Genomic DNA, 21,997 nt, shown 5'->3' with positions numbered 1-21,997 from the left:
ATGGATACCCTCAACTTTTGCGAATTCGAAGCCTCGGCGCGGGCCGTGATGGCCTTCCTGCGCGAGCGGCTCGGTTTCGACCTGTGGATGGTTACCCGGGTCGAGGGCGACGAGGGCCTGGTGCTGTTGGCCGACGACCGCGGCTACGGCATCGCCCCGGGCACGCCATTCCAATGGTCCGACTCCTACTGCGCGCAGATGGTGCGTGGCAACGGTCCGCACATCGCGCCGGACGTAACCCAGGTGCCGGCCTACGCGGCGGCCGCGCTCGGCTGCAGCCTGGTGATCGGCGCCTACCTCGGCGTGCCGCTGCTGCGTGCCGACGGCAGCGTGTTCGGCACTTTGTGCGCCATCGACCCGCGTCCGCAGCCGGAGGCGATCCTCGCCGAGCTGCCGTTGCTGGCGCAGCTGGGCGAGATGCTCAGCACCACCCTGCAGCTGGAGCTGCGCATCGCCGAGGAGGCGCGCCGTGCCGAGCGTTTCCAGGCCGAGGCGCTGACCGACGCCATGACCCACCTGTACAACCGCGGCGGCTGGACGCAGCTGCTCGAGGCCGAAGAGGCGCGCTGCCGGCGCTACGGCCATGCGGCGGCGGTGCTGGTGATCGATCTCGACGAGCTGAAGCGGGTCAACGATAGCCAGGGCCACGCCGCCGGCGATGCGCTGATCGTGCGCACCGCGCTGGCGCTGCGCCTGGCGGTGCGCGAGGTGGACATAGTCGCGCGCCTGGGCGGCGACGAGTTCGGCATCATCTGCGTCGGCTGCAACCGCGCCGGCGGCGAGACGCTGCGCCGGCGCATCGAGGCGGAGCTGGACAGCGCCGGCATCCGCGCCTCCATCGGCCTCGCCCAGCGCGAGGCGGGCCGCGGCCTCCAGGACGCCTGGGATCGGGCCGACCGGCTGATGTACCAGCACAAGCACCTGCGCCTTATCGCCACGCGCTGAGCCGCCGGCGGCTCAGCGCTGCCATACTTCGAGGATGGTCAGCGCGACTTTCCGCTTCTACGAGGAACTCAACGACTTCCTGCCCGCCGAGCGGCGCGGGCAGGCGTTCACCTGCGCGTGCGCACGGGCGGCCACGGTCAAGCACATGATCGAGGCGCTCGGCGTGCCGCACACCGAGGTCGAGCTGATCCTGGTCAACGGCGACTCGGTGGACTTCGCCCGCCAGGTCGCCGACGGCGACCGGGTGGCCGTCTATCCGCGCTTCGAGGCGCTGGACATCCGCCCGCTGCTCAAGGTGCGCGCCCAGCCGCTGCGCGAGCTGCGCTTCATCGCCGACGCCCACCTCGGCGGGCTGGCCAGCCTGCTGCGCATGAGCGGCTTCGATACCCTCTACGACAACAATTTCGAGGACGGCCAGATCGCCGAACTGGCCGCCGCGCAGCGGCGCATCGTGCTGACCCGCGACCGCGAACTGCTCAAGCGGCGCCTGGTCAGCCACGGCTGCTACGTGCATGCGCTCAAGCCGGCGCTGCAGCTGCGCGAGCTGTTCGAACGCCTCGACCTCGCGCGCAGCGCGCGGCCGTTCAGCCTGTGCGTGCACTGCAACCTGCCGCTGCACGAGGTCGACCCCGAGCTGGCCCGCACGCGCGTGCCGCCGCGCGCGGCCATGCTCTACTCGCACTTCCTCGGCTGCGACGCTTGCCAGCGCCTGTACTGGCAGGGCTCGCACTGGCGCAGCATGTGCGCGCTGCTCGGCCCGCTGCTGGAGCCGCCGCACGAGCCGTGAACAGCAAGTGGCCTGTTTGGTTAGTTCAGTTAGTCAATTTCGGCGCCCATGGCCCCGATACTGCGTTGCCACTCCTCGCCATAGCCCTGCTATGACTCGTCGCGGCGCCTTGTCTCGGAACTATTATTTGGTTGAGTAAAGGGGCATCCGAACTTGAGTTAACCAACTAATCGCACAGGCCACTAGTCGATTTCCCCGCAGAACAGATCGCGCCCGCCGTCGATCGGGCTGGCGCGCACCAGCAGGCTGTAGCGGCCGCCGCGCAGTTGCGCGAGGGGCACCTCCACCCACTTGTTCAGCCGCCAGCCGGCCTGGGCGACGCCGATGCGGGTGGCGAGCACGATCTCGTTCATCTCCCAGGCCGGCTGGCTGCCCAGCTGGGTGCAGCGCCCCGGGTAGATGAAGCTGTACAGGTGCACCGGCCGCGCGGTGCCGGAGGGCACGCCGCCGACGAAGAAGGTGATGCCGGTGCGTTCGCCCTGGCCGACCAGGGTGGCGCGGGCGATTTCGCCGGCGTTGTAGCGCGTCGCCTGCAGCGGAACGTCGAGGATCTGCCGCTGCCCGTCGTCGCCAGGGGACGCGCAGCCGGTGACGGCGAGCACCGCGCCGGCGAGCAGTAGCCAGGTGTGAAGCGTCATGGTCGCCTGCCTCCCGGGCGGGACCGGCGGTGCCGCCGCGTCGCGCGCCCTTGTCGTTCTGCAGACTAGTCCAGCTTCACAGCGCCCGGCGCATCGGCAGCATCGAGGAACTCTGGAAACCGTGGCGCCGGTAGAAGCGCTGCGCCGCCTGGTTGTCGCCATCGGTGAGCAGGGTGATGCGCCCACAGCCGCGCTGTTCGGCATGGGCGATGGCCGCCTCCAGGAGCGCCGAGCCGAGCCCGCCGCCGCGCGCCTCGGTGTCCACCACCATGTCCTCGAGCAGCGCGACCCGCGCGCCGAGAGCGGTGGACACCGTGTAGAGCAGATTGACCATGGCCTGCACGCGGCCGTTCTCGACCGCCACGAGGATCTCGCCGACCCGCGGGTCGGCGATGATCGCCGCGAGCCCGCGCGTCTGCGCGGCGCGGTCCGGGCAGAACTCGGCCTCCTGGGCGAACAACTGGTCGAGCAGGGCGCACAGCGCCGGCAGGTCGTTGGGGGTGGCGAGGCGGATGGCCATGGCGAAGGTTCCGGCAAGGGGAAAAGCCGGTTGGATTGCAGGAAGCGGGCCAGTTCGCCAGGCCGGCTTTCAGCCCATCTCGCGGTACACGGCGCAGTGCCAGTAGCCGCCGACCGGCCGCTTCGGCCCGTGCCAGCCGAGGGCGAGCAACTCGCGGGCGATCAGCACGGTCATCAGGCCATGGCCGACCAGCAGCACCGAGTCGTTCTCGCGGGCCAGCTCGACCAGGCGCCGCGCCGCCTGGTGGGCGCGCCAGCGGGTCTGCGGCAGCGGCTCGGTCGGCAGCGAGAAGCCGTAGACCCAGAACAGACGGAACATGGCGTTCCACGCCAGCGGTGGCAGGCGGGGACTGGGCCAGGGGGGGCAGGGTATTTCCGCCTCGCAGAACAGCGGGTCACGCAGCACCTCGCGTTCCGGCGCCAGCCGCTGCGCCGACTGCACGCTGCGCGGCAGGGTACTGCTCGCCACCAGCCGGGCGGCCTGCGCCTGGGCGCGGGTGGTGGCCGGCGCCGCGCCGGGGACCACCCCGGCCTGATCGTAATGGCGAAGCCAGTCGCCCATCGCCATCGGGGCGAACCAGGAGTCGAGGTGCAAGTCCGGTTTGCCGTGGCGGGTCAGGATGATCTGCATGGGGACACCCCGCATGCGACTGGTCTGCGCACTATACGCCGGCTTCCGCCGGTCGGCAGCAGCAGCTCATCGCCTGTAATACCCTTACAACCGTTTTACAGCTGTAAGGCCGGGCTTTTACAGGCGGACGCGTCGGCAGGGCGTTCCGCAAAGCCTGAGATTCACGATAAATATCAATAAAAACAATGGCTTGTGATTGTTTTTCGGGCTTGGCACACAAGCTGCTCTGGTCTGTTCAGGGAGTCGCAACCGGCTCCTCCGACAACAGAACAATGAACGCCGAGCTGCCCGATCCCACCCTGCGGGCGCGCCGGCAACAGTCTGGAGCGCTGCCATGCACGACTCTTCCGCCCCGGGCGCCGGCCTCAGCCGCCGGCGCTTCATGTCCCTGTCCGCCCAATCGCTGGCCCTGCTCGGCGCCAGCGCGGTCGCCAGCCAGCTGATCCCGGTCACCCTGCTCGCCGACGAGGCGCGCCCCGAGGCGCTGCCCGAGCTGCCCGCGGGCCTCCTGCGCATGGGCCGCGACATCTTCCCCCACGACCGCCTGGGCGACCTGCACTACGCCAAGCCGCTGGCCGCCTTGCTGGACAAGCAGGGCGCGCTGGTCCGCGAGGGCCTCAAGGCGCTGCAGGGCAGCGCCCGCGAACGTCACGGCCAGGCCTTCGAGGCGCTCGCCGAGAACGACCGCGTCGCCCTGCTGCGCGCCATCGAGACCGGGCCGTTCTTCCGCGAGGTGCGCAGCGCGCTGATGTTCGGCATCTACGACAACAAGGCGCTGTTCCCGCTGTTCGGCTACGAAGGCTCCTCGGTGGAGAAGGGCGGCTACGTCAACCGCGGCTTCAACGACATCGATTGGCTCTGAGCCTCCTCACAACAACTCCAACAACGAGGGCTGACTTCATGGCAGCGAAATTCTCCCAGGACGACGGCGACGTCGTCGTGATCATCGGTTCGGGCGCCGGCGGCGGCACCCTGGCCAACGCCCTGGCCAAGCAGGGCATCCGCGTGGTCGTGCTGGAGGCCGGCAAGCGCTTCGCGATGTCCGACATCGAGAACGACGAGTGGGCGATGTTCAACAAGATCTCCTGGCTAGACAAACGCATCGCCACCGGCAGCTGGGACGTGGCACGCAACCATCCGAACCTGCCGGCGTGGATCGTCAAGGCGGTCGGCGGCAGCTCGATGCACTGGGCGGGCGTGGCCCTGCGCTTTCGCGACTTCGAGTTCCGCATGCGCAGCGAGAACGGCGACATCAAGGGCGCCAACCTGCTCGACTGGCCGGTGAGCTACGCGGAAATGGAGCCCTGGTACGTCAAGGCCGAGAAGCACATGGGGGTGACGGGGCCGAGCACCGGCATGCCGTACCACCAGTGGCACAACTCCTTCAAGGTGCTGGCCAGCGGCGCCCAGCGCATCGGCTACAAGGAGATCCTCTCCGGGCCGATGGCGATCAACACCCAGCCCTACGACGAGCGCCCCGGCTGCATGCAGGCCGGCTTCTGCATGCAGGGCTGCCGCATCGGCGCCAAGTGGTCGACCCTGTACACCGACATCCCGCGCGCCGAGGCCACCGGCAACTGCGAGGTGCGCCCGCAGTCGATGGCGCTGCGCATCGAGCACGACGCCCGCGGCCGGGTCAACGCGGTGGTCTACGCCGACGCCGAGGGCCGCCAGCAGCGCCAGAAGGCGCGGGTGGTGTGCGTGGCCGGCAACTCCATCGAGTCGCCGCGTCTGCTGCTCAACTCCGAGTCGTCGATGTTCAGGGACGGCCTGGCCAACTCCTCCGGCCAGGTCGGGCGCAACTACATGTGCCATACCACCGCCGGCATCTACGCGGTGATGCCCAAGCCGGTGCACATGTACCGCGGCACCACGGTCGCCGGGATCATCTCCGACGAGTCCTACAACAAGCCCGAGCGCGGCTTCGTCGGCGGCTACCGGCTGGAGATCCTCTCCCTCGGCCTGCCGTTCATGTCCGCCTTCCTCGACCCGACCCCGCAGGGCTGGGGGCGCACCTTCGCCTCGCGCATGGAGCGCTACGACCACATGTCCGGGGTCTGGCTGTGCGGCGAGGACCTGCCGGTGGAGAGCAACCGCATCACCCTGCACGCCAGCGAGAAGGACCAGTACGGCCTGCCGGTGCCGGTGGTGCACAAGGACGACCACGCCTTCGACAACGCCATGCGCGACCACGGCGTCGAGCAGACCCGCAAGTGCTACGAGGCGGTCGGCGCCACCGAGGTGATCCGCCTGCCGTCCTATCCGGCCAGTCACAACATGGGCACCAACCGGATGAGCGCCAGGGCCGCCGACGGGGTGGTCAACAAGTGGGGGCAGAGCCACGACATTCCCAACCTGTTCGTCTCCGACGGCAGCCAGTTCACCACCAGCGGCGGGCAGAACCCGACCCTGACCATCGTCGCCCTGGCCCTGCGCCAGGCCGAGCACATCGGCAAGCTGTTCAGCCAGCGCGCCCTCTGAATCCGATACGGAGCCGATCTCATGACCGCACCGAACCATGCCCAGCGCCTGTGGATGTTCGAGCAGATGCTCGTCAGCCGCTACCTGGAAGAGTCCATCGAGCGCATCTACATGGAAGGCAAGACCCCGGTCTTCAACATGGCCAAGGGGCCGATCCCCGGCGAGATGCACCTGTCCAACGGCCAGGAGCCGTGCGCCGTCGGCGTCTGCGCGCACCTCGCCGCCGAGGACGTGGTCACCGCCACCCACCGCCCGCACCACATCGCCGTGGCCAAGGGCGTCGACCTCAACGAAATGGTCGCCGAGATCTTCGGCAAGAAGACCGGGCTGTCCGGCGGGCGCGGCGGGCACATGCACCTGTTCGACCCGCGGGTGAACTTCTGCTGCTCGGGGATCATCGCCCAGGGCATGGGCCCGGCGGTGGGCGCCGCGCTGTCGCGCCAGCTGCAGGGCAAGCCCGGCGTCGCGGTGGCCTACATCGGCGAGGGCGCCGCCAACCAGGGCGCCTTCCACGAGACGCTGAATCTGGCCGCGCTGTGGAAGCTGCCGGTGGTGTTCGTCATCGAGGACAACGCCTGGGGCATCTCGGTGGCCAAGCAGTCCTCCACGCCGATCGAGCGCAACTACGTGCGCGCCGCCGCCTACGGCATGCCGGGGGTGTTCGTCCCCGGCAACGACGCCGACGCCATCTTCGCCGCCGCCGGCGAGGCCATCGCCCGCGCGCGCGCCGGAGGCGGGCCGAGCCTGATCGAGATCGAGACCTCGCGCCTGGCCGGCCACTTCATGGGCGACGGCGAGCAGTACCGCCCGGCCGGCGAGAAGGAGGCGCTGCTGGCCCGCGACCCGATCCCGGCCTACCGCCAGCGCCTGCTCGACGCCGGTGTGCTCGGTGAAGCCCAGGCCGAGGAAATCGCCGCGCGCGCTCGTGGCCGGGTCGACGAGGCCGTGCTGTTCGCCCGCGAGAGCGCCTATCCGGCGCCGGAAGAGGCGCTGGAAATGGTGTTCGTGTGAAGCCGGCCCTCCCCGCAAACGACAACAAGGAAATCGCCATGAGCCAACAATCGACGATGAAGGCCGCGGTCTGGCACGGCCGACGCGACATCCGCCTGCAGGAAGTCGCCCGCCCGGCGGCGCCGCAAGCCGGCTGGGTGCAGATCCGCGTGCACTGGTGTGGCATCTGCGGCTCCGACCTGCACGAGTACCTGGCCGGGCCGGTGTTCATCCCCACCGACCGCGCCCATCCGCTCACCGGCCTCAAGGGCCAGTGCATCCTCGGCCACGAGTTCAGCGGCGAGATCGTCGCCCTGGGCGCGGGCGTCGCCGGCTTCGCCGTCGGCGAGCGGGTGGCCGCCGACGCCTGCCAGCACTGCGGCGACTGCTGGTTCTGCCGCCAGGGCCAGTACAACCTGTGCGAGAACCTCGCCTTCACCGGGCTGATGAACAACGGCGCCTTCGCCGAGCTGGTCAACGTCCCGGCCAACCTGCTGTACCGCCTGCCCGAGGGCTTCCCCAGCGAGGCCGGCGCGCTGATCGAGCCGCTCGCCGTGGGCATGCACGCGGTGAAGAAGGCCGGCAGCCTGCTCGGCCAGACCGTGGTGGTGGTCGGCGCCGGCACCATCGGCCTGTGCACCATCATGTGCGCCCGCGCCGCCGGCGCGGCGCGGATCATCGCCCTGGAGATGTCCGCGGCGCGCAAGGCCAAGGCGCTGGAGGTCGGCGCCAGCGAGGTCATCGACCCCAGCCAGGGCGACGCCATCGCCGCGGTGCGCGAACTCACCGAGGGCTACGGCGCCGCGGTGTCCTTCGAATGCATCGGCCACAAGGCCACCGCCAAGCTGGCCCTCGACGTGATCCGCAAGGGCGGCCGCTGCGTGATGCTCGGCATCTTCGAGGAGCCCAGCGAGTTCAACTTCTTCGACATCGTCGCCACCGAGAAGCAGGTGATCGGCGCGCTGGCCTACAACGGCGAGTTCGCCGACGTCATCGCCCTGATCGCCGACGGCCGCCTCGACGTCGCCCCGCTGATCACCGGGCGGATCGAGCTGGAGCACATCCTCGAACGGGGCTTCGAGGAGCTGGTGAACCACAAGGACCGCAACGTGAAGATCATCGTCAGGCCGTCCGCGCCTGCCGCGGTCTGAGCCCATCGCTGGAGGAATCAAGACATGTCCACTGTGATCAAAGAACGCAAGCTCACCGTCGCCCGCGCCATGGCCGAGGCGGTGGCCCAGGAAATGCGCAGCGACCCGCGGGTGTTCGTGATGGGCGAGGACATCGGCCAGCTCGGCGGGGTGTTCGGCAACACCCGCGGCCTGTACGAGGAGTTCGGCGGCGCGCGGGTGCGCGATACGCCGATCTCCGAAACCGCCTTTATCGGCGCCGCGGTGGGCGCCGCTTCCGACGGCATGCGGCCGATCGTCGAGCTGATGTTCGTCGACTTCTTCGGCGTATGCATGGACGCCATCTACAACCTGATGGCCAAGAACACCTACTTCTCCGGCGGCAACGTGCGCGTGCCGATGGTGCTGATGGCCTCCACCGGCGCCGGCTACTCGGACGCCGGCCAGCACTCGCAGTGCCTGTACGGCACCTTCGCCCACCTGCCGGGGATGAAGGTGGTGGTGCCGAGCAACGCCTATGACGCCAAGGGCCTGATGACCGCGGCGATCCGCGACGACAATCCGGTGATCTTCCTGTTCCACAAGGCCCTGCAGGGCATGGGCTGGCTGGGCACCGAGAAGGGCGCCACGGTGGCGGTGCCGGAGGAGTCCTACACCGTCGAGATCGGCAAGGCGCAGACCGTGCGCGAGGGCAGCGACGTGACCATCGTCAGCCTCGGTGCCGGCGTGCACCACGCCCTGCGCGCTGCCCAGCAGCTGGAGCAGGAGGGCGTCAGCGCCGAGGTGGTCGACCTGCGCAGCCTGGTGCCGCTGGACCGCGAACACGTGATCGCCTCGGTGCGCAAGACCGGCCGGCTGATCGTGGTCGACGAGGACTATCACAGCTACGGCGTCAGCGGCGAGATCATCGCCAGCGTGGTCGAGCACGACCTCGGCATGCTCAAGGCGCGTCCGCAGCGGGTGGCCTTCCCCGATATCCCGATCCCCTTCACCCCGGTCATGGAGCAGTGGGCGCTGCCCAGTGCCGAGAAGATCGTGGCCGCCTACCACAACCTGAAAAGCGAGGAATAAACCATGTCGACCCCAATCGTGATTGCCGATGACCTGTGGGACGGCGACGCCGAGGCGGTGATCACCGCCTGGCTGGTCAGCGACGGCGCCGAGGTGGCGCCGGGCGACCTGGTTGCCGAGATCATGTCGGAGAAGGCCCAGTTCGAAATCGAGGCGCCGGTGGCCGGCGTGCTGAAGATCCTCGCGGGCGAGGACGCGGTGATCGGCAAGGGCGCCACCATCGGCGTGGTGGCCTAGCCATGGGCCAGATGCACACGCCGCCGCTGGCCGGCGGCAGCCTGCCGCTCAAGGGCATGCGCAAGATGATCGCGGCGAAGATGAGCGAGAGCCTGCACACCGCCGCGCAGCTGACCCTGCATGCCGAGTGCGAGCTGACCGCCCTGCAGGCGTGGCGGGCGCGCCTCAAGGCGGCCGGCAGCCAGGTCTCGCTGCAGGACCTGCTGCTGCACGCCATCGTGCGCACCCTGGGCGAGCATCCGGCGCTCAACGCCACCCTGGAGGACGAGGTGATCACCCTGCATGGCGCGGTGCACCTGGGCGTGGCCATCCCGCTGCCGGGCGACCTGTTGGTCGCCCCGGCGCTGTTCGACGCCGGCTCGCTCGACCTCGAGGCCCTGGCCGAGGCGCGCCGGGTGCTCACCGGCAAGGCGCTGGCCGGCAAGCTGTCGGTGCGCGAGCTGACCGGGGCGACCGTCACCGTGTCGAATCTGGGCCTGTCGCGGGTGCACCACTTCACGCCGATCCTCAACGTGCCGCAGGTGGCCATCGTCGGCATCGGCTGCAGCCAGCGCCGCCTTCAGCGCGCCGCCGACGGCAGCCTGGTGGAGGCCGACTTCCTCGGCCTGTCGCTGACCTTCGACCACCGCGCGGTCAACGGCGCGCCGGCGGCCGACTTCCTCGATGCGCTGTGCCGGCGGATCGAGGGGGGCGAAGCCGCCGCTTCCTGATCCGCGTTGCCGCCACGGAGGGCGGCGCTCCACCCCTTTCCCGAGGCCGGCTGCCATGCCGGCCTCGGCGTTTGTGGCCAACGCCGGCGCCGCGCAGGGGCGCGGTACGGAGCGGGGAGAGCTTGAAGCGCGGCGCGGCGGCTAGCTCGGCAGGCCGCCGCGCCGGCGGCGATGGTTCAGGGGCGTTCCTCGGGGGAGGACAGCTGCTCCTTGTCGTCCGCCACCGAGCTGCGAAAGCCCTTGATCGCCTCGCCCAGATCGCTGCCCAGGCTGCGCAGGCGCTTGCCGCCGAACAGAACCGCTGCGACCAGCAGGATCACCAGCCAGTGTTTCCAGTCGAAAATACCCATGTTTGCTGCTCCTCTATGGAGTGGGTGCCGCTTACAGGCCGTGGGCCTGCCGGTCGGCGTGGTAGGACGAGCGCACCAGCGGACCGGAGGCGACGTTCTTGAAGCCCATCTGCTCGCCCTGCTCGGCGAACCAGGCGAAGGTGTCGGGATGGACGAAGCGCTGCACCGGCAGGTGGCTGCGCGAGGGCTGCAGGTACTGGCCGAGGGTGAGCATGTCGATCTCGTGCTCGCGCATGCGCTGCATGGTCTCGATCACCTCCTCGTCGGTCTCGCCAAGGCCCAGCATCAGGCCCGACTTGGTCGGCACGCCGGGGACGCGCTTCTTGAACTCCTCGAGTAGATCCAGCGACCACTCGAAGTCCGAACCCGGGCGCGACGACTTGTACAGGCGCGGCACGGTTTCCAGGTTGTGGTTGAACACGTCCGGCGGCTGGGTGGCGGTGATGTCGAGGGCGATTTCCATGCGTCCGCGGTAGTCCGGCACCAGGGTTTCCAGCTGCACGTTGGGCGACAGCGCGCGGATCTCGCGCAGGCAGTCGGCGAAGTGCTGGGCGCCGCCGTCGCGCAGGTCGTCGCGGTCCACCGAGGTGATCACCACGTACTTCAGGCGCAGGTCGGCGATGGCCGCCGCGAGGTTCTTCGGCTCGTCGGCATCCAGCGGATTGGGGCGGCCGTGGCCGACGTCGCAGAACGGGCAGCGGCGGGTGCAGATGTCGCCCATGATCATGAAGGTGGCAGTGCCGCCGGAGAAGCACTCGCCAAGGTTGGGGCAGGAGGCTTCCTCGCAGACGCTGTGCAGCTTGTGCTGGCGCAGCAGCTGCTTGATGCGCTCGACCTCGGGGGTGACCGGAATGCGTACGCGGATCCAGTCCGGCTTGCGCGGCAGCTCCTCGGTGGGAATGATCTTCACCGGAATGCGCGCCACCTTGTCGGCGCCGCGCAGCTTGGTGCCGGTGATTACCTTGGCCGGTTTGCCGGCGCTGTGCTGGGACTCCACGTCGATCTCCGAAATGTGGTGGATGCGCCGAGGACTCAGCAAGACGCGGGCCAGGCGCCGAAGGCCCGGAATACGCGGCCTGGCCGGCGATCCGCAGGGATTGCGCGGCGTTACAGTTGTAAGCGTCTTTACAGCCCGCTTGCCGGGTTGCACGCACGGGCGGCGGTCGATGGCGCGGGCGATGCCGCCGGATGCGCCGGCGCGGCCCGGGTTCGGGCGCTGGCCGGCCCCTGGCACGTATCCTGCCTCGGGCAGTCAGTCCGCCCCGGGGCGGCGAATCGACAACAGCGAGGTGCTATGACCCTGATACGAAACCTGCCGGTCGAGGCCGGCCTGGATGCCGAGCGCGCGCTGCTGGCGCAGGTGCACGCCGGCGAGATCGACTGCGCGCTGCTCTTGTGGCGTCCGCAGGACGCGGCGCTGGTGATGCCGCGCCGGTTGGAGCGGCTGGAGGGCTTCGCCCGCGCCGCGGCGAGCTGCGCCGAAACGGGCTGGCCGGTGGCCCTGCGCGACACCGGCGGCGAGCCGGTGCCGCAGTCGCCGGCGGTGCTCAACGTCGCCCTGGCCTGGGCGGTGCCGGTGGGCGAGGACGAGCACAAGCGCATCGAGAACGCCTACCTGCGCCTGTGCGATCCGCTTTGCGACTGGCTTCTGGAATTGGGCCTGGCGCCGGACCTCGGCGCGGTGGACGGGGCCTTCTGCGACGGCCGCTTCAACGTCAACCTGGCCGGCCGCAAGCTGGTCGGCACCGCGCAGCGCTGGCGCAAGCGCGGCAGCGACGGCCGCCACGTGGCCCTGGCGCACGGCGCCATCCTGATGGACAACCTGCGCGAGGAGATGGTGGAGGTCGTCAACGCCTTCTACCGCGACTGCGCGCTGGACACCCGCTGCCGGGCGGGCAGCCACGTGGCGCTGGCGGAGTGCGTGGAGGACGCCTGGACGGCGACGCAGGCGCTGGAAGGTTGCTACCGGCGCAATCTGGCGCTGGCGGGGTTGCCGGAGCCGGCGTAGAGCGGGCCTGGAAGGCATTGGTACGACTGCCCTGGAAATGGACCGGGCAAGCGCACGAAGCCGATTGCTCTTGTGGGGGCGAATTTATTCGCCAAGGGGTGCGAAGGGCCCCCCGGAGCCATGAGGGGCAGGCCGTTGGCCTGCTTGGCGAATGAATTCGCCCCTACAGGAATTGACCTGCGCGGAGGGCGCTACTCAACCCTGGGCGTTGGGCGCCACGATGTTGTAGACCTTCATCCAGCGATACACGGTCGGCCGCGACAGCCCCAGCTCGCGGGCGGCGGCGCTGACGTTCCAGCGGTGGCGGCGCAGGGTTTCCGTGAACTGCGCGGCCGGGTCGCCGGCGGCCACCTCGAGCACCGGTGCCGGCGCTTCGGGCTGGCGCGCGCCGACGCCCTGCAGGCATTCCTCGGGCAGGTCGGCGGCGGTGACTTCGCCCTCCTCGCAGGTGGCCAGCGCGTACTGCAGCACGTTGCGCAGCTCGCGGATATTGCCCGGCCAGGCGTAGCCGAGCAGCGCGCTCATGGCGTCGCCGCGGATGCGCGCCGGGCGCTGGCGCTGCTGGCTCAGCTCGGCGAACACCTTCTCGATCAGGTAGCCCTTGTCGGCCCGCTCGCGCAGCGGCGGCAGGCGCAGCACGGCGCCGTTGAGGCGGTAGAACAGATCCTCGCGGAACTGCCCGGCGTCGATCATCTGGCGCAGGTCGCGGTGGCTGGCGGCGATCACCCGGATGTCCACCTTGACCGGCTTGTCGGCGCCCAGCGGCATCACCTCCTGCTCGGCCAGCACGCGCAGCAGGCGGGTCTGCAGGTGCAGCGGCATGTCGCCGATCTCGTCGAGGAACAGGCTGCCGCCGTCGGCCTGCTGGATCAGCCCGCGCATGCCCTTGCTGCGCGCGCCGGTGAAGGTGCCCGGCTGGTAGCCGAACAGCTCGCTCTCGATCAGCGATTCCGGCACCGCAGCGCAGTTGATCGCCACGAACGGCGCGCGGGCGCGCCGGCTGCTGTCGTGCAGGGCGCGCGCCAGGCGCTCCTTGCCGGTGCCGGTCTCGCCGTTGAGCAGCACGTTGAGCGGCTCGTCGCACAGGCGCTTGGCGCGGGCGAGCATCTTGCGCATCAGCGGGTCGTCGTCGGCCAGTTCGTCGAGCGCGCAGCGCGGCGCCTCAAGGCTGGTGGGCGTCGCCGTGGGCGCGGCGCGGCGCGGCTCCATCAGCGCGGCGAAGTACAGCGCGTTCTGTCGGTGGGTGCGGAAGGCGCGCACGTGGTCGGCGCTGGCATAGGGAATGCCGAAGATGTCCTCCAGCTCGCAGTCGAACAGCTGCTGCACCCGCACCCGGGGCGCCAGCGCCGAGGGCCGCGCCGGCAGCTCGAGGCCGCACTGGGCGAGCAGTTGGCGGCCGGCGGTGTTGGCGGCCAGCAGGCTGCCGTCCTCGGCCATCGCCAGCAGGTAGTGGCGGTTGATCAGCACGAACTCGCGCGAGTTGTCCAGGCAGAGGATGTACTGCTCGCGGTAGCGGCGCAGGAAGTAGGCGTCCTCGATCATCCGCGCGTACTGGCGCACCAGCTGCAGGGCGAAGGTCTGCGAGTCCTTGGACGGCGGCGAGTGCAGCGCGGAGATGTCCAGCACGGCGAGCAACTGGCCCTGCGGATTGAAGATCGGCACCGCGGTGCAGGTCAGGCTGATGTGGTGGGCACTGAAGTGGTCGCGGTGGTGGCAGGTGAGCGCCTGCTGTTCCTTGATGCAGGTGCCCACCGCGCAGGTGCCGGCATGGTCCTCGCTCCAGTCGGCGCCCAGGTACAGGCCGGTCTTGCGGTGCGCGGCCTCGTCGTCGGGGTTGCCGAGGAACTGCACGGTGATGCCGCGGGCGTCGGTGAGCAGCACCACGTAGCCCAGCTCGGCGATGTGCCGGTACAGCTGCTCGACGCCGGCGCGCGCCACGTTGAGCAGTTCGTCGGCCTGGTCCTGGTGGTCGAGCAGCACCTGGCGCGGCACGAAGCGCGGCGGCGCCGGCTTGGCCGGGTCGAGGCCGTAGTCCTCGATGCAGCGTTTCCACGAGCGGGAGATCAGCGGGTCGGAGCCGGGGCCGGCGAGGGGCGGGGTGGCGTCGGCATGGGCGAGGACGGCGTCGATGTGGGCACTGCCGGGCAGGGTAATTCGCATGCGGCCTCCTCGGATCACCGCTACAGCAGCGGCCTGGGGCAGGCCGTCGGGATCCGCAGTGTCGATCTTGTTCTTGTGGCGGCGGGCCGCGCGGGCGCGCCATCGATATGGGCAACGAGTCGCCAGTCTACCCCCGTCGCGGCGCCGCTGCGAAGCCTGTAATGCCTGTCACGGCGGGCGTTACAGCTGTAAGCCGGGTTGACAGCCGCGGGCGCCGGAGGAGTGTTTCGCCACTTTTCTCCAGGGCGGGAAAAGCCTAGCCGAATCAGCGACTTGGCTGGGCAGCACGGGGCCTGGCACGGCTCCTGCGATGGGCGTTGCGTGTCGCCGCCAGGCCGGCACGCCGACAACAAGAACAGGAGCATTCCCATGACTTTCGCGACCCCAGCGCGCGGCCTGCCCGGCATGCGCGGGATGCAGCACATCGGCATCACGGTACCCAACCTCGTCGAGGCGGTGGCCTTCTTCGTCGAGGTGCTCGGCTGCGAGCCGTACTTCACCTTCGGCGAGTTCAAGTTCGACGACGACTGGATGGAGCGGCATCTGAACGTGCACCCGCGCGCCGCCATCCGCGACTTCCAGATGGTCCGCTGCGGCAACGGCACCAACCTGGAGATCTTCGAGTACAGCGCGCCGGACCAGTACCTGCGTCCGCCGCGCAACAGCGACATCGGCGGCCACCACCTGGCCTTCTACGTCGACGACATGGACGCCGCCATCGCCTACCTCAAGGACAAGGGCGTACGCGTGCTGGACAGCCCGAGCACCTTCACCGACGGCCCGGCCGCCGGCCTGACCTGGGTGTACTTCCTCGCCCCCTGGGGCCTGCAGCTGGAGCTGGTCAGCTTCCCCGACGGCATGCGCTACGAGGAGGCGCACACCCGCCTGCTCTGGGACCCGCGCTTCCCGGCGCAATAGGCCGCGCGCGCACCGCGGCCTGCCCAGGCGCAGGTCGCGGCGCCCGCCATCCCGGTTTTCCCCAGCCATCCCCGGACACGCGCGCCAGGCCCGTGCGGCCAGCCGTGCGCCGGTGAATAACAACAAGAGAGGATGCACCATGTTGTCCATCAGTCTGACCCGCCTGCCCGGAGTCGCGCGCCTCGACGCGCGCCTGTGGATCATCCTGTGGGGCCTCGTGCTGCTCGGCGCCGGCCTGTCCTGCAGTCGTCCGGCCAGCGCGCTGGACCTGGATGCCGGCGACTACGTGCCGGCCGCCGCCGGCACCACCCTCGGCCTGCTCTACCTGCAGCAGGCCGAACGCGATCACCTGTACCGCGACGGCCACCGCCTGGCCGACTCGCCGGGGCTCGATTCGCAGATCGGCATCCTGCGCCTGGTGCACTACGCCGACCTCGGCGGCTATCGGGTCGCACCGCAGATCCTCCTGCCGTTCGGCCGTCTCGACGGTCGCCACGACGGCAATGCGCTGGGCGACAGCAGCGGCCTGGCCGATCCGATCCTGGCCATGCCGGTGTGGCTGCTCAACCAGCCCGAGCGGCGGCGCTTCTTCGGCATCACCCCGTACCTGTTCATCCCCGCCGGCCGCTACGACCACGACCAGCCGCTCAACCTCGGCGAAAACCGCTGGAAGCTGACCCTGCAGGCCGGCTACGTCACCGGCCTGGGCGAGAAGCTGGCGCTCGACCTGGCGGCGGACGTGACCTTCTACGGCGACAACGACGACTACGGGCCGCGCAAGCGCCACCACGAGCAGAAGCCCAGCTACCAGTACCAAGGCTTCCTGCGCTACCCGCTCGGCGACACCCTCGACCTGCGCGCCGGACTGTCCTGGCAGCACGGCGGCGAGAACTGCCTGGATAGTTCCTGGCTGAACGACAGCCAGCGCACCGGCAAGTGGTCGGCGGGCTTCGCCTGGTTCTTCCGCCCCGATGCCCAGCTGGCCGCCACCGTCGGCCGCGACCTCACCGTGGACAATGGTTTCCGCGAGGACAGCCGGGTCAATCTGCGGTTGCTGTATGCGTTCTGAGCGGCCGCCCAGGTGCGCCGGCCATGCTGCGTCGAGTCGATCCGCATGGGCCGCCGGATAGCCGCTAGAATGCAGGGCTTTGGCAATGACGGCCGCCGTGGTTGCCAAAGCCACCTCCGGGTCGAGGCCTTCGACCCCCACGCGAGACTGCCCATGAAACGTTTTGTCCTGCTCGACACCGCCCCGATTCCCGACAACGGCGGCGCCCTGTGCCTGTTCGAGTACGGCGACGACTTTGTGATCAAGATCCAGGGCGGCCACGGCGGCCAGCTGATGAACACACGCATGCACGGCTCGGAAGACGCCCTGGCCGAGATCCCCTGCAGGAAGGTCGCCGGGCGCCCCAGGCCGCGGGTGCTGATCGGCGGCCTGGGCATGGGCTTCACCCTGGCGTCGGCGCTCAGGCATCTGGGCGAGAACGGCGAAGCGGTGGTGGCCGAACTGGTGCCCGGGGTGATCGAGTGGAACCGCGGCCCGCTAGGCGAGAAGTCCGGCAACCCGCTGCGCGATCCGCGCGCTCAGGTCGTCAACGCCGATGTCGCCAAGGTGCTGCAGGACGAGCCGCACGGCTTCGATGCGATCATGCTGGATGTCGACAACGGCCCCGAAGGGCTGACCCAGGAGGCCAACAACTGGCTGTATTCGCTGGACGGTCTCAACGCCTGTGCCCGCGCCCTGCGTCCGCGCGGCATCCTCGCCGTGTGGTCGGCCAGCGCCGACCGCGCGTTCTCCGCCCGGCTCAACCAGGCCGGCTTCAAGGCCGAAGAGGTCAAGGTCTACGCCCACGGCAACAAGGGCACCCGCCACACCATCTGGATCGCGGAAAAGCGCCAGGGCTGAGGCCGAGCCATGCCGTGGCATGCCGGACTTCGGTCCGGCGTATGCCACCCGCTGAGGTTGCCGCCCCCTGTTGGCCCTCAATCGCCGCCGCAGCCGCCCCCGCCATCGCCGCCGTCACCCCCGTCGCTGCCTCCATCGCCGTCGCCGCCCGAGTCGCCGCCGCAGCCGGAGGCGCAACCGATATGCCCGGCGCAGTAGCCGTCGCCGTACAGCGGCGATGTGCGATCCTGGCAATCCAGCGAATAGCGGTAGCCATCCTCGATATTCAGCAGGGCGTCGATGGCGAACAGCAGGGGCAGCTGCAGCGGCGTCGACGGGTTGATCCCCTCGCGGGCGCAGGCCAATCGCCAGGCCCGCTTGATGCCGTTCTGCGCCAGGGTCGGGGTCTTCATCGCCTCGGTGGGCGTGTGATGGAGAAAGCGCCCCAGCGCCCGGTCGCAGAACGCCTGGTAGGCGCGGGTGAACAGGATGAACTCGTGCCAGGCCACGTCGACCGCCTGCGAGGGCATCGACACCATGCGCCTGCCGGCCTGGTTGCAGATATGGAAGTAGTCGCGCAGGCCATCGAACACCCGCTCCACCTGCGCCTCGCTCAGATGCGGATAGCGCTCGTGCACCTTGCGCTTGAGCGCCGGGTGGAAACGGTAGCCGTCGATAAAGGCCAGGCGGCGTTGCCGCCGGCCGCGCCAGACCAGCCAGGCGCCGCCGGCCAGCAGTGCCCCGAGTAGCAGTGCAAAGCCCATCGATTCCTCCTCATCCCTGTTTGCGCAATGCGCCCGGGCGATGGCGCAGGCGGATGGCCGTGGATTTGACCACACCTGAATGGAGGTGGGGCTAGTCGATGTAGTGACTCGCTCCAGTTCGATTTCGGACGAGTTCGGTAGCTAAGTGTTAGCCGGTCGTCCAGTCACCCAGCTCCGCCGAGATCCGCGCCGCCGTCAGCAGCAGCGCCTCGCGAAAGCGCGCCTGCGACTCCACGCTGTCCATCACCGCGTCCGGGCCGGAGAGGTTGATGGCGGCGACCACCTCGCCCAGGTGGTTGTGGATGCCGGTAGTGATGCAAGGCACTTGGCCCCGGCAAATCACAGGGGCCGAAAAAGCGAAGGGGGAATGACGTCAGTCATTCCCCCTTCGGACTTACTTCCGGCCATGGCCGGAAACTCGTCGCTCAGGCTTACACGATCAGGTTGGCCGGAGTGAGGACATCCCCGCTGGTGACACCGACGAGGCTGATCGCGAAATCGGCATCCAGATCGCCATCGACGTTGCCAAACAGCTGGCCGTCGCTGAAGCGCAGCTGGCCGATGTCGGTGAAGGCCATGCTTTCGCCGATGAAGCTGAAAGCCTCGTTCTCACTGGTGAAGACGTTGGCATCTACGCCGGACAGGTCGATGCGATCCAGCCCGTCGAACACGATGGTGTCGATGGTCATCACTTCGTCCACGCTCAGGTCGAGCAGGTTGGTGAAGACGTACTGGTCTTCGCCCTCGCCACCGTCCATGAAGTCGATACCTTGACCGCCGACGAGAACGTCCTTGCCGTAGCCGCCGTTGAGGAAGTCATCGCCAGCCTCACCACGCAGGATGTCGTCGCCATCGTCGGCTTCCAGAGAGTTGTTCAGCGCGTTGCCGGTCAGCTCGTTGTTGCCTTGGTTACCCTTGGCAGCAATGGCATTGTCGGCGAGAACCGCGTTCTCGATACCTGTGAAGTGCCACAGCTCCACGTACTCCACCGTGCTGACCAGAGTATCCACGCCTCCCTCGGGCATCCAGTCTTCGTAGATCGTGTCGCCGGCGGTGTAGACGTAGGTGTCATCGCCTGCGCCACCCTCCATCACGTCGAAGCCTTCGCCGCCGTCCAGGGTATCGTTGCCAGCGTTGCCCGCCAGATAGTTGTCCAGCGCGTTGCCGGTCAACACGTTGTCGGCATCGTTACCCCAGATGGCCCAGCCGTTGCCGGTCAGGGTGGCGTTTTCGATGCCCTGGAACTGCCAATCCCACAGGTTGATGTATTCCATGGCGGTGATGACGGTGTCCACGCCGCCCTCGGGCATCCAATCTTCGTAAATCAAGTCGCCTTGGGTGTAGACGTAGGTGTCGTCGCCTTGGCCGCCATTCAGCGTGTCGATGCCTTCGCCGCCGTCCAGGGTGTCGTTGCCGGCGTTGCCCACCAGATGGTTGTCCAGCGCGTTGCCGGTCAGCACGTTGTCGGCGTCGTTGCCCCAGATTTCCCTGCCATTGCCGGTCAGGGTGGCGTTTTCGATGCCCTGGAACTGCCAATCCCACAGGTTGATGTATTCCATGGCGGTGATGACGGTGTCCACGCCTCCCTCGGGCATCCAGTCTTCGTAAATCATGTCGCCTTGGGTGTAGACGTAGGTGTCGTTGCCTTGGCCGCCTTCCAGCATGTCGATGCCTTCGCCACCATCCAGGGTGTCGTTGCCGAAACCACCCACCAGATGGTTGTCCAGCGCGTTGCCGGTCAACACGTTGTCGGCCTCGTTACCCCAGGCTTCCCTGCCATTGCCGGTCAGGGTGACGTTTTCAATGCCTAGGAAAGGCCAATCCCACAGGTTGACGTATTCCTGGGAGGTGATGACGGTGTCCACGCCGCCCTCGGGCATCATGGACTCCAAGATCATGTCTCCCTGAGTGTGGACGTAGATGTCGTCGCCTTCGCCGCCGTCCAGCATGTCGATGCCTTCGCCGCCGTCTAGGGTGTCGTTGCCGGCTTCGCCTACCAGGTGGTTGTCCAGCGCGTTGCCGATCAACACGTTGTCGGCGTTGTTACCCCAGATGCCCCAACCGTTGCCGGTCAGGGTCACATTTTCGATGCCCTGGAACTGCCAATCCCACAAGCTGACGTACTCCAGGGAGGTGATGACGGTGTCCACGCCGCCCTCGGGCATCCAGTATTCGTAAATCGTGTCGCCGGCGGTGTAGACGTAGGTGTCGTCGCCTTGACCGCCCTCCAGCACATCGAAGCCTTCGCCGCCATCCAGGGTGTCGTTGCCGGCATTGCCGACCAAGTGGTTATCCAGGGCGTTCCCGGTCAGCACGTTGTCGGCGTCGTTACCCCAGACTTCCCTGCCATTGCCGGTCAGGGTGATGTTTTCGATGCCCTGGAACTGCCAATCCCACAGGCTGACGTACTCCAGGGAGGTGATGACGGTGTCCACGCCGCCCTCGGGCCACCAGCTTTCGTAAATGATGTCGCCAGCGGTGTAGACGTAGGTGTCGTCGCCTGCGCCACCATCCAGGGTGTCGATGCCTTCGCCGCCATCCAGGGTGTCGTTGCCGGCATTGCCGACCAAGTGGTTATCCAGGGTGTTCCCGGTCAGCACGTTGTCGGCGTCGGTTCCCCAGATTTCCCTGCCGTTGCCGGTCAGGGTGGCGTTTTCGATGCCCTGGAACTGCCAATCCCACAGGCTGACGTATTCCATGGAGGTGATGACGGTGTCCACGCCGCCCTCGGGCATCCAACTTTCGTAAATGACGTCGCCGGCGGTGTAGACGTAGATGTCGTCGCCTTCGCCGCCTTCCAGCATATCGATGCCTTCGCCGCCATCCAGGGTGTCGTTGCCGGCGTTGCCTACCAGGTGGTTGTCCAGCGCGTTGCCGGTCAGCACGTTGTCGGCGTCGTTGCCCCAGATGCCCCAGCCATTGCCGGTCAGGGTCACATTTTCGATGCCTTGGAATTGCCAATCCCACAGGTTGACGTATTCCTCGGAGGTGATGACGGTGTCCACGCCGCCCTCGGGCAGCACGGACTCCCAGATTGTGTCGCCAGCGGTGTAGAGGTAGGTGTCGTCGCCGTCGCCGCCTTCCAGGGTATCATTGCCGTCGCCGCCCTCGAGGTAGTCGTTACCGTGGCCTCCACTTAGGTAGTCGTTGCCTGCGCCACCGTACAAGGAGTCGTCGCCGTTATCGGCTTCCAGATAGTTGTCCAGTGCGTTGCCGGTCAGCTCGTTGTTGCCTTCATTACCCTTGACCGCAATGGCATTGCCGGAGAGAACCGCATTCTCCACCCCTCCGAGCTGCCACAATTCCAGGTATTCGACGGTGCTGATCACAGTGTCCACGCCTCCTTCGGGCATCACGGACTCCAAGATCGTGTCACCAGCGGTGTAGACATATGTGTCGTCGCCAATGCCACCCATCATCACGTCAGAGTCGGCGCCGCCATCCAGCAGGTCGTTGCCATTGCCGCCATCGAGCAGGTCAAAACCATCACCGCCATACAGCCGGTCATCACCCAGGTCGCCAATCAGCGAGTCGTCGCCGGCCGCGCCGGCGAGGGTGTCGTCGCCTTCGCCGCCATAGATGAAGTTGTTCAGCTCGTTGCCGGTCACGACGTTGTTCAGGCTGTTGGCGGTAACGTCGAATGCCCCGGCGGCCAGCTCCACGTTCTCGATACCGGCCGAATAGAGATCGAGGTAGGCCGCGCTGCTGATCACGGTATCCAGACCGCCTTCCGGTAGCAGGCTTTCAATGATCGAGTCGCCATCGGTGAC

21 protein-coding genes and 1 pseudogene are annotated in these 21,997 nt (G+C 68.3%); 13 read left to right on the top strand and 9 right to left on the bottom strand.

The genetic code is table 11. The features are described from left to right. Together LMJ29_RS05380 and LMJ29_RS05375 are read left to right on the top strand one after the other, a co-directional pair. Positions 1 to 945, top strand: coding sequence for a sensor domain-containing diguanylate cyclase (locus LMJ29_RS05380; RefSeq protein WP_229604484.1), 945 nt, complete (start codon positions 1 to 3; stop codon positions 943 to 945). A 34-nt stretch (positions 946 to 979) separates the two neighbouring features. Then, entirely contained in the window at positions 980 to 1,732 is a 753-nt protein-coding gene (locus LMJ29_RS05375) for a Mut7-C RNAse domain-containing protein (protein ID WP_229604483.1), read from the top strand. A gap of 182 nt (positions 1,733 to 1,914) precedes the next feature. Here the strand turns inward: LMJ29_RS05375 and LMJ29_RS05370 are convergent, their stop codons facing one another. The 3 genes from LMJ29_RS05370 to LMJ29_RS05360 form a co-directional block, all read right to left on the bottom strand. Next, positions 1,915 to 2,370: a hypothetical protein gene (locus LMJ29_RS05370; protein WP_229604482.1), complete on the bottom strand. Its 456-nt coding sequence runs from the start codon at positions 2,368 to 2,370 to the stop codon at positions 1,915 to 1,917. A 76-nt stretch (positions 2,371 to 2,446) separates the two neighbouring features. Next, complete coding sequence (locus LMJ29_RS05365) at positions 2,447 to 2,890, bottom strand: GNAT family N-acetyltransferase (protein ID WP_229604481.1); 444 nt, start codon at positions 2,888 to 2,890, stop codon at positions 2,447 to 2,449. Between the two features lie 69 nt (positions 2,891 to 2,959). Then, the gene (locus LMJ29_RS05360) at positions 2,960 to 3,520 is read right to left on the bottom strand and encodes a histidine phosphatase family protein (RefSeq protein WP_229604480.1); all 561 of its coding nucleotides are present in this window, start codon (positions 3,518 to 3,520) and stop codon (positions 2,960 to 2,962) included. A gap of 334 nt (positions 3,521 to 3,854) precedes the next feature. On the opposite strand from LMJ29_RS05360, the gene LMJ29_RS05355 reads away from it, so the two are divergent. From LMJ29_RS05355 to LMJ29_RS05325, 7 genes are read left to right on the top strand one after another with little or no spacing between them, the layout of a single operon-like run. After that, positions 3,855 to 4,382, top strand: coding sequence for a gluconate 2-dehydrogenase subunit 3 family protein (locus tag LMJ29_RS05355; RefSeq protein ID WP_229604479.1), 528 nt, complete (start codon positions 3,855 to 3,857; stop codon positions 4,380 to 4,382). Positions 4,383 to 4,420: 38 nt separating this feature from the next. Continuing rightward, positions 4,421 to 6,001, top strand: a complete 1,581-nt coding sequence (locus LMJ29_RS05350) for a GMC family oxidoreductase (RefSeq protein WP_229604478.1) — start codon at positions 4,421 to 4,423, stop codon at positions 5,999 to 6,001. Positions 6,002 to 6,022: 21 nt separating this feature from the next. Next, entirely contained in the window at positions 6,023 to 7,012 is a 990-nt protein-coding gene (locus LMJ29_RS05345; RefSeq protein ID WP_229604477.1) for a thiamine pyrophosphate-dependent dehydrogenase E1 component subunit alpha, read from the top strand. Positions 7,013 to 7,068: 56 nt separating this feature from the next. Then, positions 7,069 to 8,142: a 2,3-butanediol dehydrogenase gene (locus LMJ29_RS05340; protein WP_229604773.1), complete on the top strand. Its 1,074-nt coding sequence runs from the start codon at positions 7,069 to 7,071 to the stop codon at positions 8,140 to 8,142. 24 nt (positions 8,143 to 8,166) lie between these two features. Next, positions 8,167 to 9,192, top strand: coding sequence for an alpha-ketoacid dehydrogenase subunit beta (locus LMJ29_RS05335; protein WP_229604476.1), 1,026 nt, complete (start codon positions 8,167 to 8,169; stop codon positions 9,190 to 9,192). 3 nt (positions 9,193 to 9,195) lie between these two features. Beyond that, positions 9,196 to 9,429 carry a lipoyl domain-containing protein gene (locus LMJ29_RS05330; protein ID WP_229604475.1) on the top strand — a complete coding sequence of 78 codons (234 nt, stop codon included), beginning with the start codon at positions 9,196 to 9,198 and terminating at the stop codon, positions 9,427 to 9,429. 2 nt (positions 9,430 to 9,431) lie between these two features. After that, entirely contained in the window at positions 9,432 to 10,139 is a 708-nt protein-coding gene (locus LMJ29_RS05325; RefSeq protein WP_229604474.1) for a 2-oxo acid dehydrogenase subunit E2, read from the top strand. 179 nt (positions 10,140 to 10,318) lie between these two features. Here the strand turns inward: LMJ29_RS05325 and tatA are convergent. After that, positions 10,319 to 10,489 (bottom strand): annotated as a pseudogene (tatA, locus tag LMJ29_RS05320) (twin-arginine translocase TatA/TatE family subunit); the annotation flags it as partial. A 31-nt stretch (positions 10,490 to 10,520) separates the two neighbouring features. Then, positions 10,521 to 11,486 (bottom strand): lipoyl synthase, encoded by a 966-nt coding sequence (lipA, locus tag LMJ29_RS05315; RefSeq protein ID WP_229604472.1) that lies wholly within the window; start codon positions 11,484 to 11,486, stop codon positions 10,521 to 10,523. Between the two features lie 297 nt (positions 11,487 to 11,783). Between lipA and LMJ29_RS05310 the strand changes: the two genes are divergently transcribed. Next, complete coding sequence (locus LMJ29_RS05310; protein ID WP_229604471.1) at positions 11,784 to 12,497, top strand: lipoate--protein ligase family protein; 714 nt, start codon at positions 11,784 to 11,786, stop codon at positions 12,495 to 12,497. Between the two features lie 195 nt (positions 12,498 to 12,692). Here LMJ29_RS05310 and LMJ29_RS05305 read toward each other — a convergent pair whose 3' ends face one another. Further along, positions 12,693 to 14,657, bottom strand: a complete 1,965-nt coding sequence (locus LMJ29_RS05305; protein ID WP_229604470.1) for a sigma-54-dependent Fis family transcriptional regulator — start codon at positions 14,655 to 14,657, stop codon at positions 12,693 to 12,695. Positions 14,658 to 15,026: 369 nt separating this feature from the next. Between LMJ29_RS05305 and LMJ29_RS05300 the strand changes: the two genes are divergently transcribed. From LMJ29_RS05300 to LMJ29_RS05290, 3 genes are all read left to right on the top strand, one after another. Then, positions 15,027 to 15,575, top strand: coding sequence for a VOC family protein (locus LMJ29_RS05300; RefSeq protein WP_229604469.1), 549 nt, complete (start codon positions 15,027 to 15,029; stop codon positions 15,573 to 15,575). Positions 15,576 to 15,714: 139 nt separating this feature from the next. Further along, positions 15,715 to 16,644 (top strand): transporter, encoded by a 930-nt coding sequence (locus tag LMJ29_RS05295; protein ID WP_229604468.1) that lies wholly within the window; start codon positions 15,715 to 15,717, stop codon positions 16,642 to 16,644. Positions 16,645 to 16,797: 153 nt separating this feature from the next. Continuing rightward, positions 16,798 to 17,484, top strand: a complete 687-nt coding sequence (locus LMJ29_RS05290; RefSeq protein ID WP_229604467.1) for a spermidine synthase — start codon at positions 16,798 to 16,800, stop codon at positions 17,482 to 17,484. 77 nt (positions 17,485 to 17,561) lie between these two features. On the opposite strand, the gene LMJ29_RS05285 is transcribed toward LMJ29_RS05290, so the two are convergent. The 3 genes from LMJ29_RS05285 to LMJ29_RS05275 all read right to left on the bottom strand — a co-directional run. Then, positions 17,562 to 18,227, bottom strand: a complete 666-nt coding sequence (locus tag LMJ29_RS05285) for a glycine-rich domain-containing protein (protein WP_229604466.1) — start codon at positions 18,225 to 18,227, stop codon at positions 17,562 to 17,564. Between the two features lie 148 nt (positions 18,228 to 18,375). Further along, entirely contained in the window at positions 18,376 to 18,552 is a 177-nt protein-coding gene (locus LMJ29_RS05280) for an IclR family transcriptional regulator domain-containing protein (protein WP_229604465.1), read from the bottom strand. Positions 18,553 to 18,658: 106 nt separating this feature from the next. Then, positions 18,659 to 21,997 (bottom strand): calcium-binding protein (locus tag LMJ29_RS05275; RefSeq protein WP_417715021.1); only part of this gene is annotated, 3,339 nt, incomplete at its 5' end.

It is taken from the genome of Pseudomonas oryzagri (genome assembly GCF_020831405.1).
In the GTDB taxonomy this organism is placed as follows: Bacteria; Pseudomonadota; Gammaproteobacteria; order Pseudomonadales; family Pseudomonadaceae; genus Geopseudomonas; species Geopseudomonas oryzagri.
The sequence above is the reverse complement of the archived record's forward strand: the minus strand, read 5'-3'. Positions and strand labels throughout refer to the sequence as shown.

What these genes read in the sequence shown, in the direction of transcription:
- LMJ29_RS05365 (WP_229604481.1), bottom strand. Translation starts at nt 2,890, where the DNA reads ATGGCCATCCGCCTCGCCACCCCCAACGACCTGCCGGCGCTGTGCGCC.
- LMJ29_RS05285 (WP_229604466.1), bottom strand. Translation starts at nt 18,227, where the DNA reads ATGGGCTTTGCACTGCTACTCGGGGCACTGCTGGCCGGCGGCGCCTGG.
- LMJ29_RS05325 (WP_229604474.1), top strand. Translation starts at nt 9,432, where the DNA reads ATGGGCCAGATGCACACGCCGCCGCTGGCCGGCGGCAGCCTGCCGCTC.
- LMJ29_RS05345 (WP_229604477.1), top strand. Translation starts at nt 6,023, where the DNA reads ATGACCGCACCGAACCATGCCCAGCGCCTGTGGATGTTCGAGCAGATG.
- LMJ29_RS05300 (WP_229604469.1), top strand. Translation starts at nt 15,027, where the DNA reads ATGACTTTCGCGACCCCAGCGCGCGGCCTGCCCGGCATGCGCGGGATG.
- LMJ29_RS05340 (WP_229604773.1), top strand. Translation starts at nt 7,069, where the DNA reads ATGAAGGCCGCGGTCTGGCACGGCCGACGCGACATCCGCCTGCAGGAA.
- LMJ29_RS05370 (WP_229604482.1), bottom strand. Translation starts at nt 2,370, where the DNA reads ATGACGCTTCACACCTGGCTACTGCTCGCCGGCGCGGTGCTCGCCGTC.
- LMJ29_RS05330 (WP_229604475.1), top strand. Translation starts at nt 9,196, where the DNA reads ATGTCGACCCCAATCGTGATTGCCGATGACCTGTGGGACGGCGACGCC.
- LMJ29_RS05355 (WP_229604479.1), top strand. Translation starts at nt 3,855, where the DNA reads ATGCACGACTCTTCCGCCCCGGGCGCCGGCCTCAGCCGCCGGCGCTTC.
- LMJ29_RS05375 (WP_229604483.1), top strand. Translation starts at nt 980, where the DNA reads ATGGTCAGCGCGACTTTCCGCTTCTACGAGGAACTCAACGACTTCCTG.
- LMJ29_RS05350 (WP_229604478.1), top strand. Translation starts at nt 4,421, where the DNA reads ATGGCAGCGAAATTCTCCCAGGACGACGGCGACGTCGTCGTGATCATC.
- LMJ29_RS05290 (WP_229604467.1), top strand. Translation starts at nt 16,798, where the DNA reads ATGAAACGTTTTGTCCTGCTCGACACCGCCCCGATTCCCGACAACGGC.
- LMJ29_RS05305 (WP_229604470.1), bottom strand. Translation starts at nt 14,657, where the DNA reads ATGCGAATTACCCTGCCCGGCAGTGCCCACATCGACGCCGTCCTCGCC.
- LMJ29_RS05310 (WP_229604471.1), top strand. Translation starts at nt 11,784, where the DNA reads ATGACCCTGATACGAAACCTGCCGGTCGAGGCCGGCCTGGATGCCGAG.
- LMJ29_RS05335 (WP_229604476.1), top strand. Translation starts at nt 8,167, where the DNA reads ATGTCCACTGTGATCAAAGAACGCAAGCTCACCGTCGCCCGCGCCATG.
- LMJ29_RS05295 (WP_229604468.1), top strand. Translation starts at nt 15,715, where the DNA reads ATGTTGTCCATCAGTCTGACCCGCCTGCCCGGAGTCGCGCGCCTCGAC.
- LMJ29_RS05380 (WP_229604484.1), top strand. Translation starts at nt 1, where the DNA reads ATGGATACCCTCAACTTTTGCGAATTCGAAGCCTCGGCGCGGGCCGTG.
- LMJ29_RS05360 (WP_229604480.1), bottom strand. Translation starts at nt 3,520, where the DNA reads ATGCAGATCATCCTGACCCGCCACGGCAAACCGGACTTGCACCTCGAC.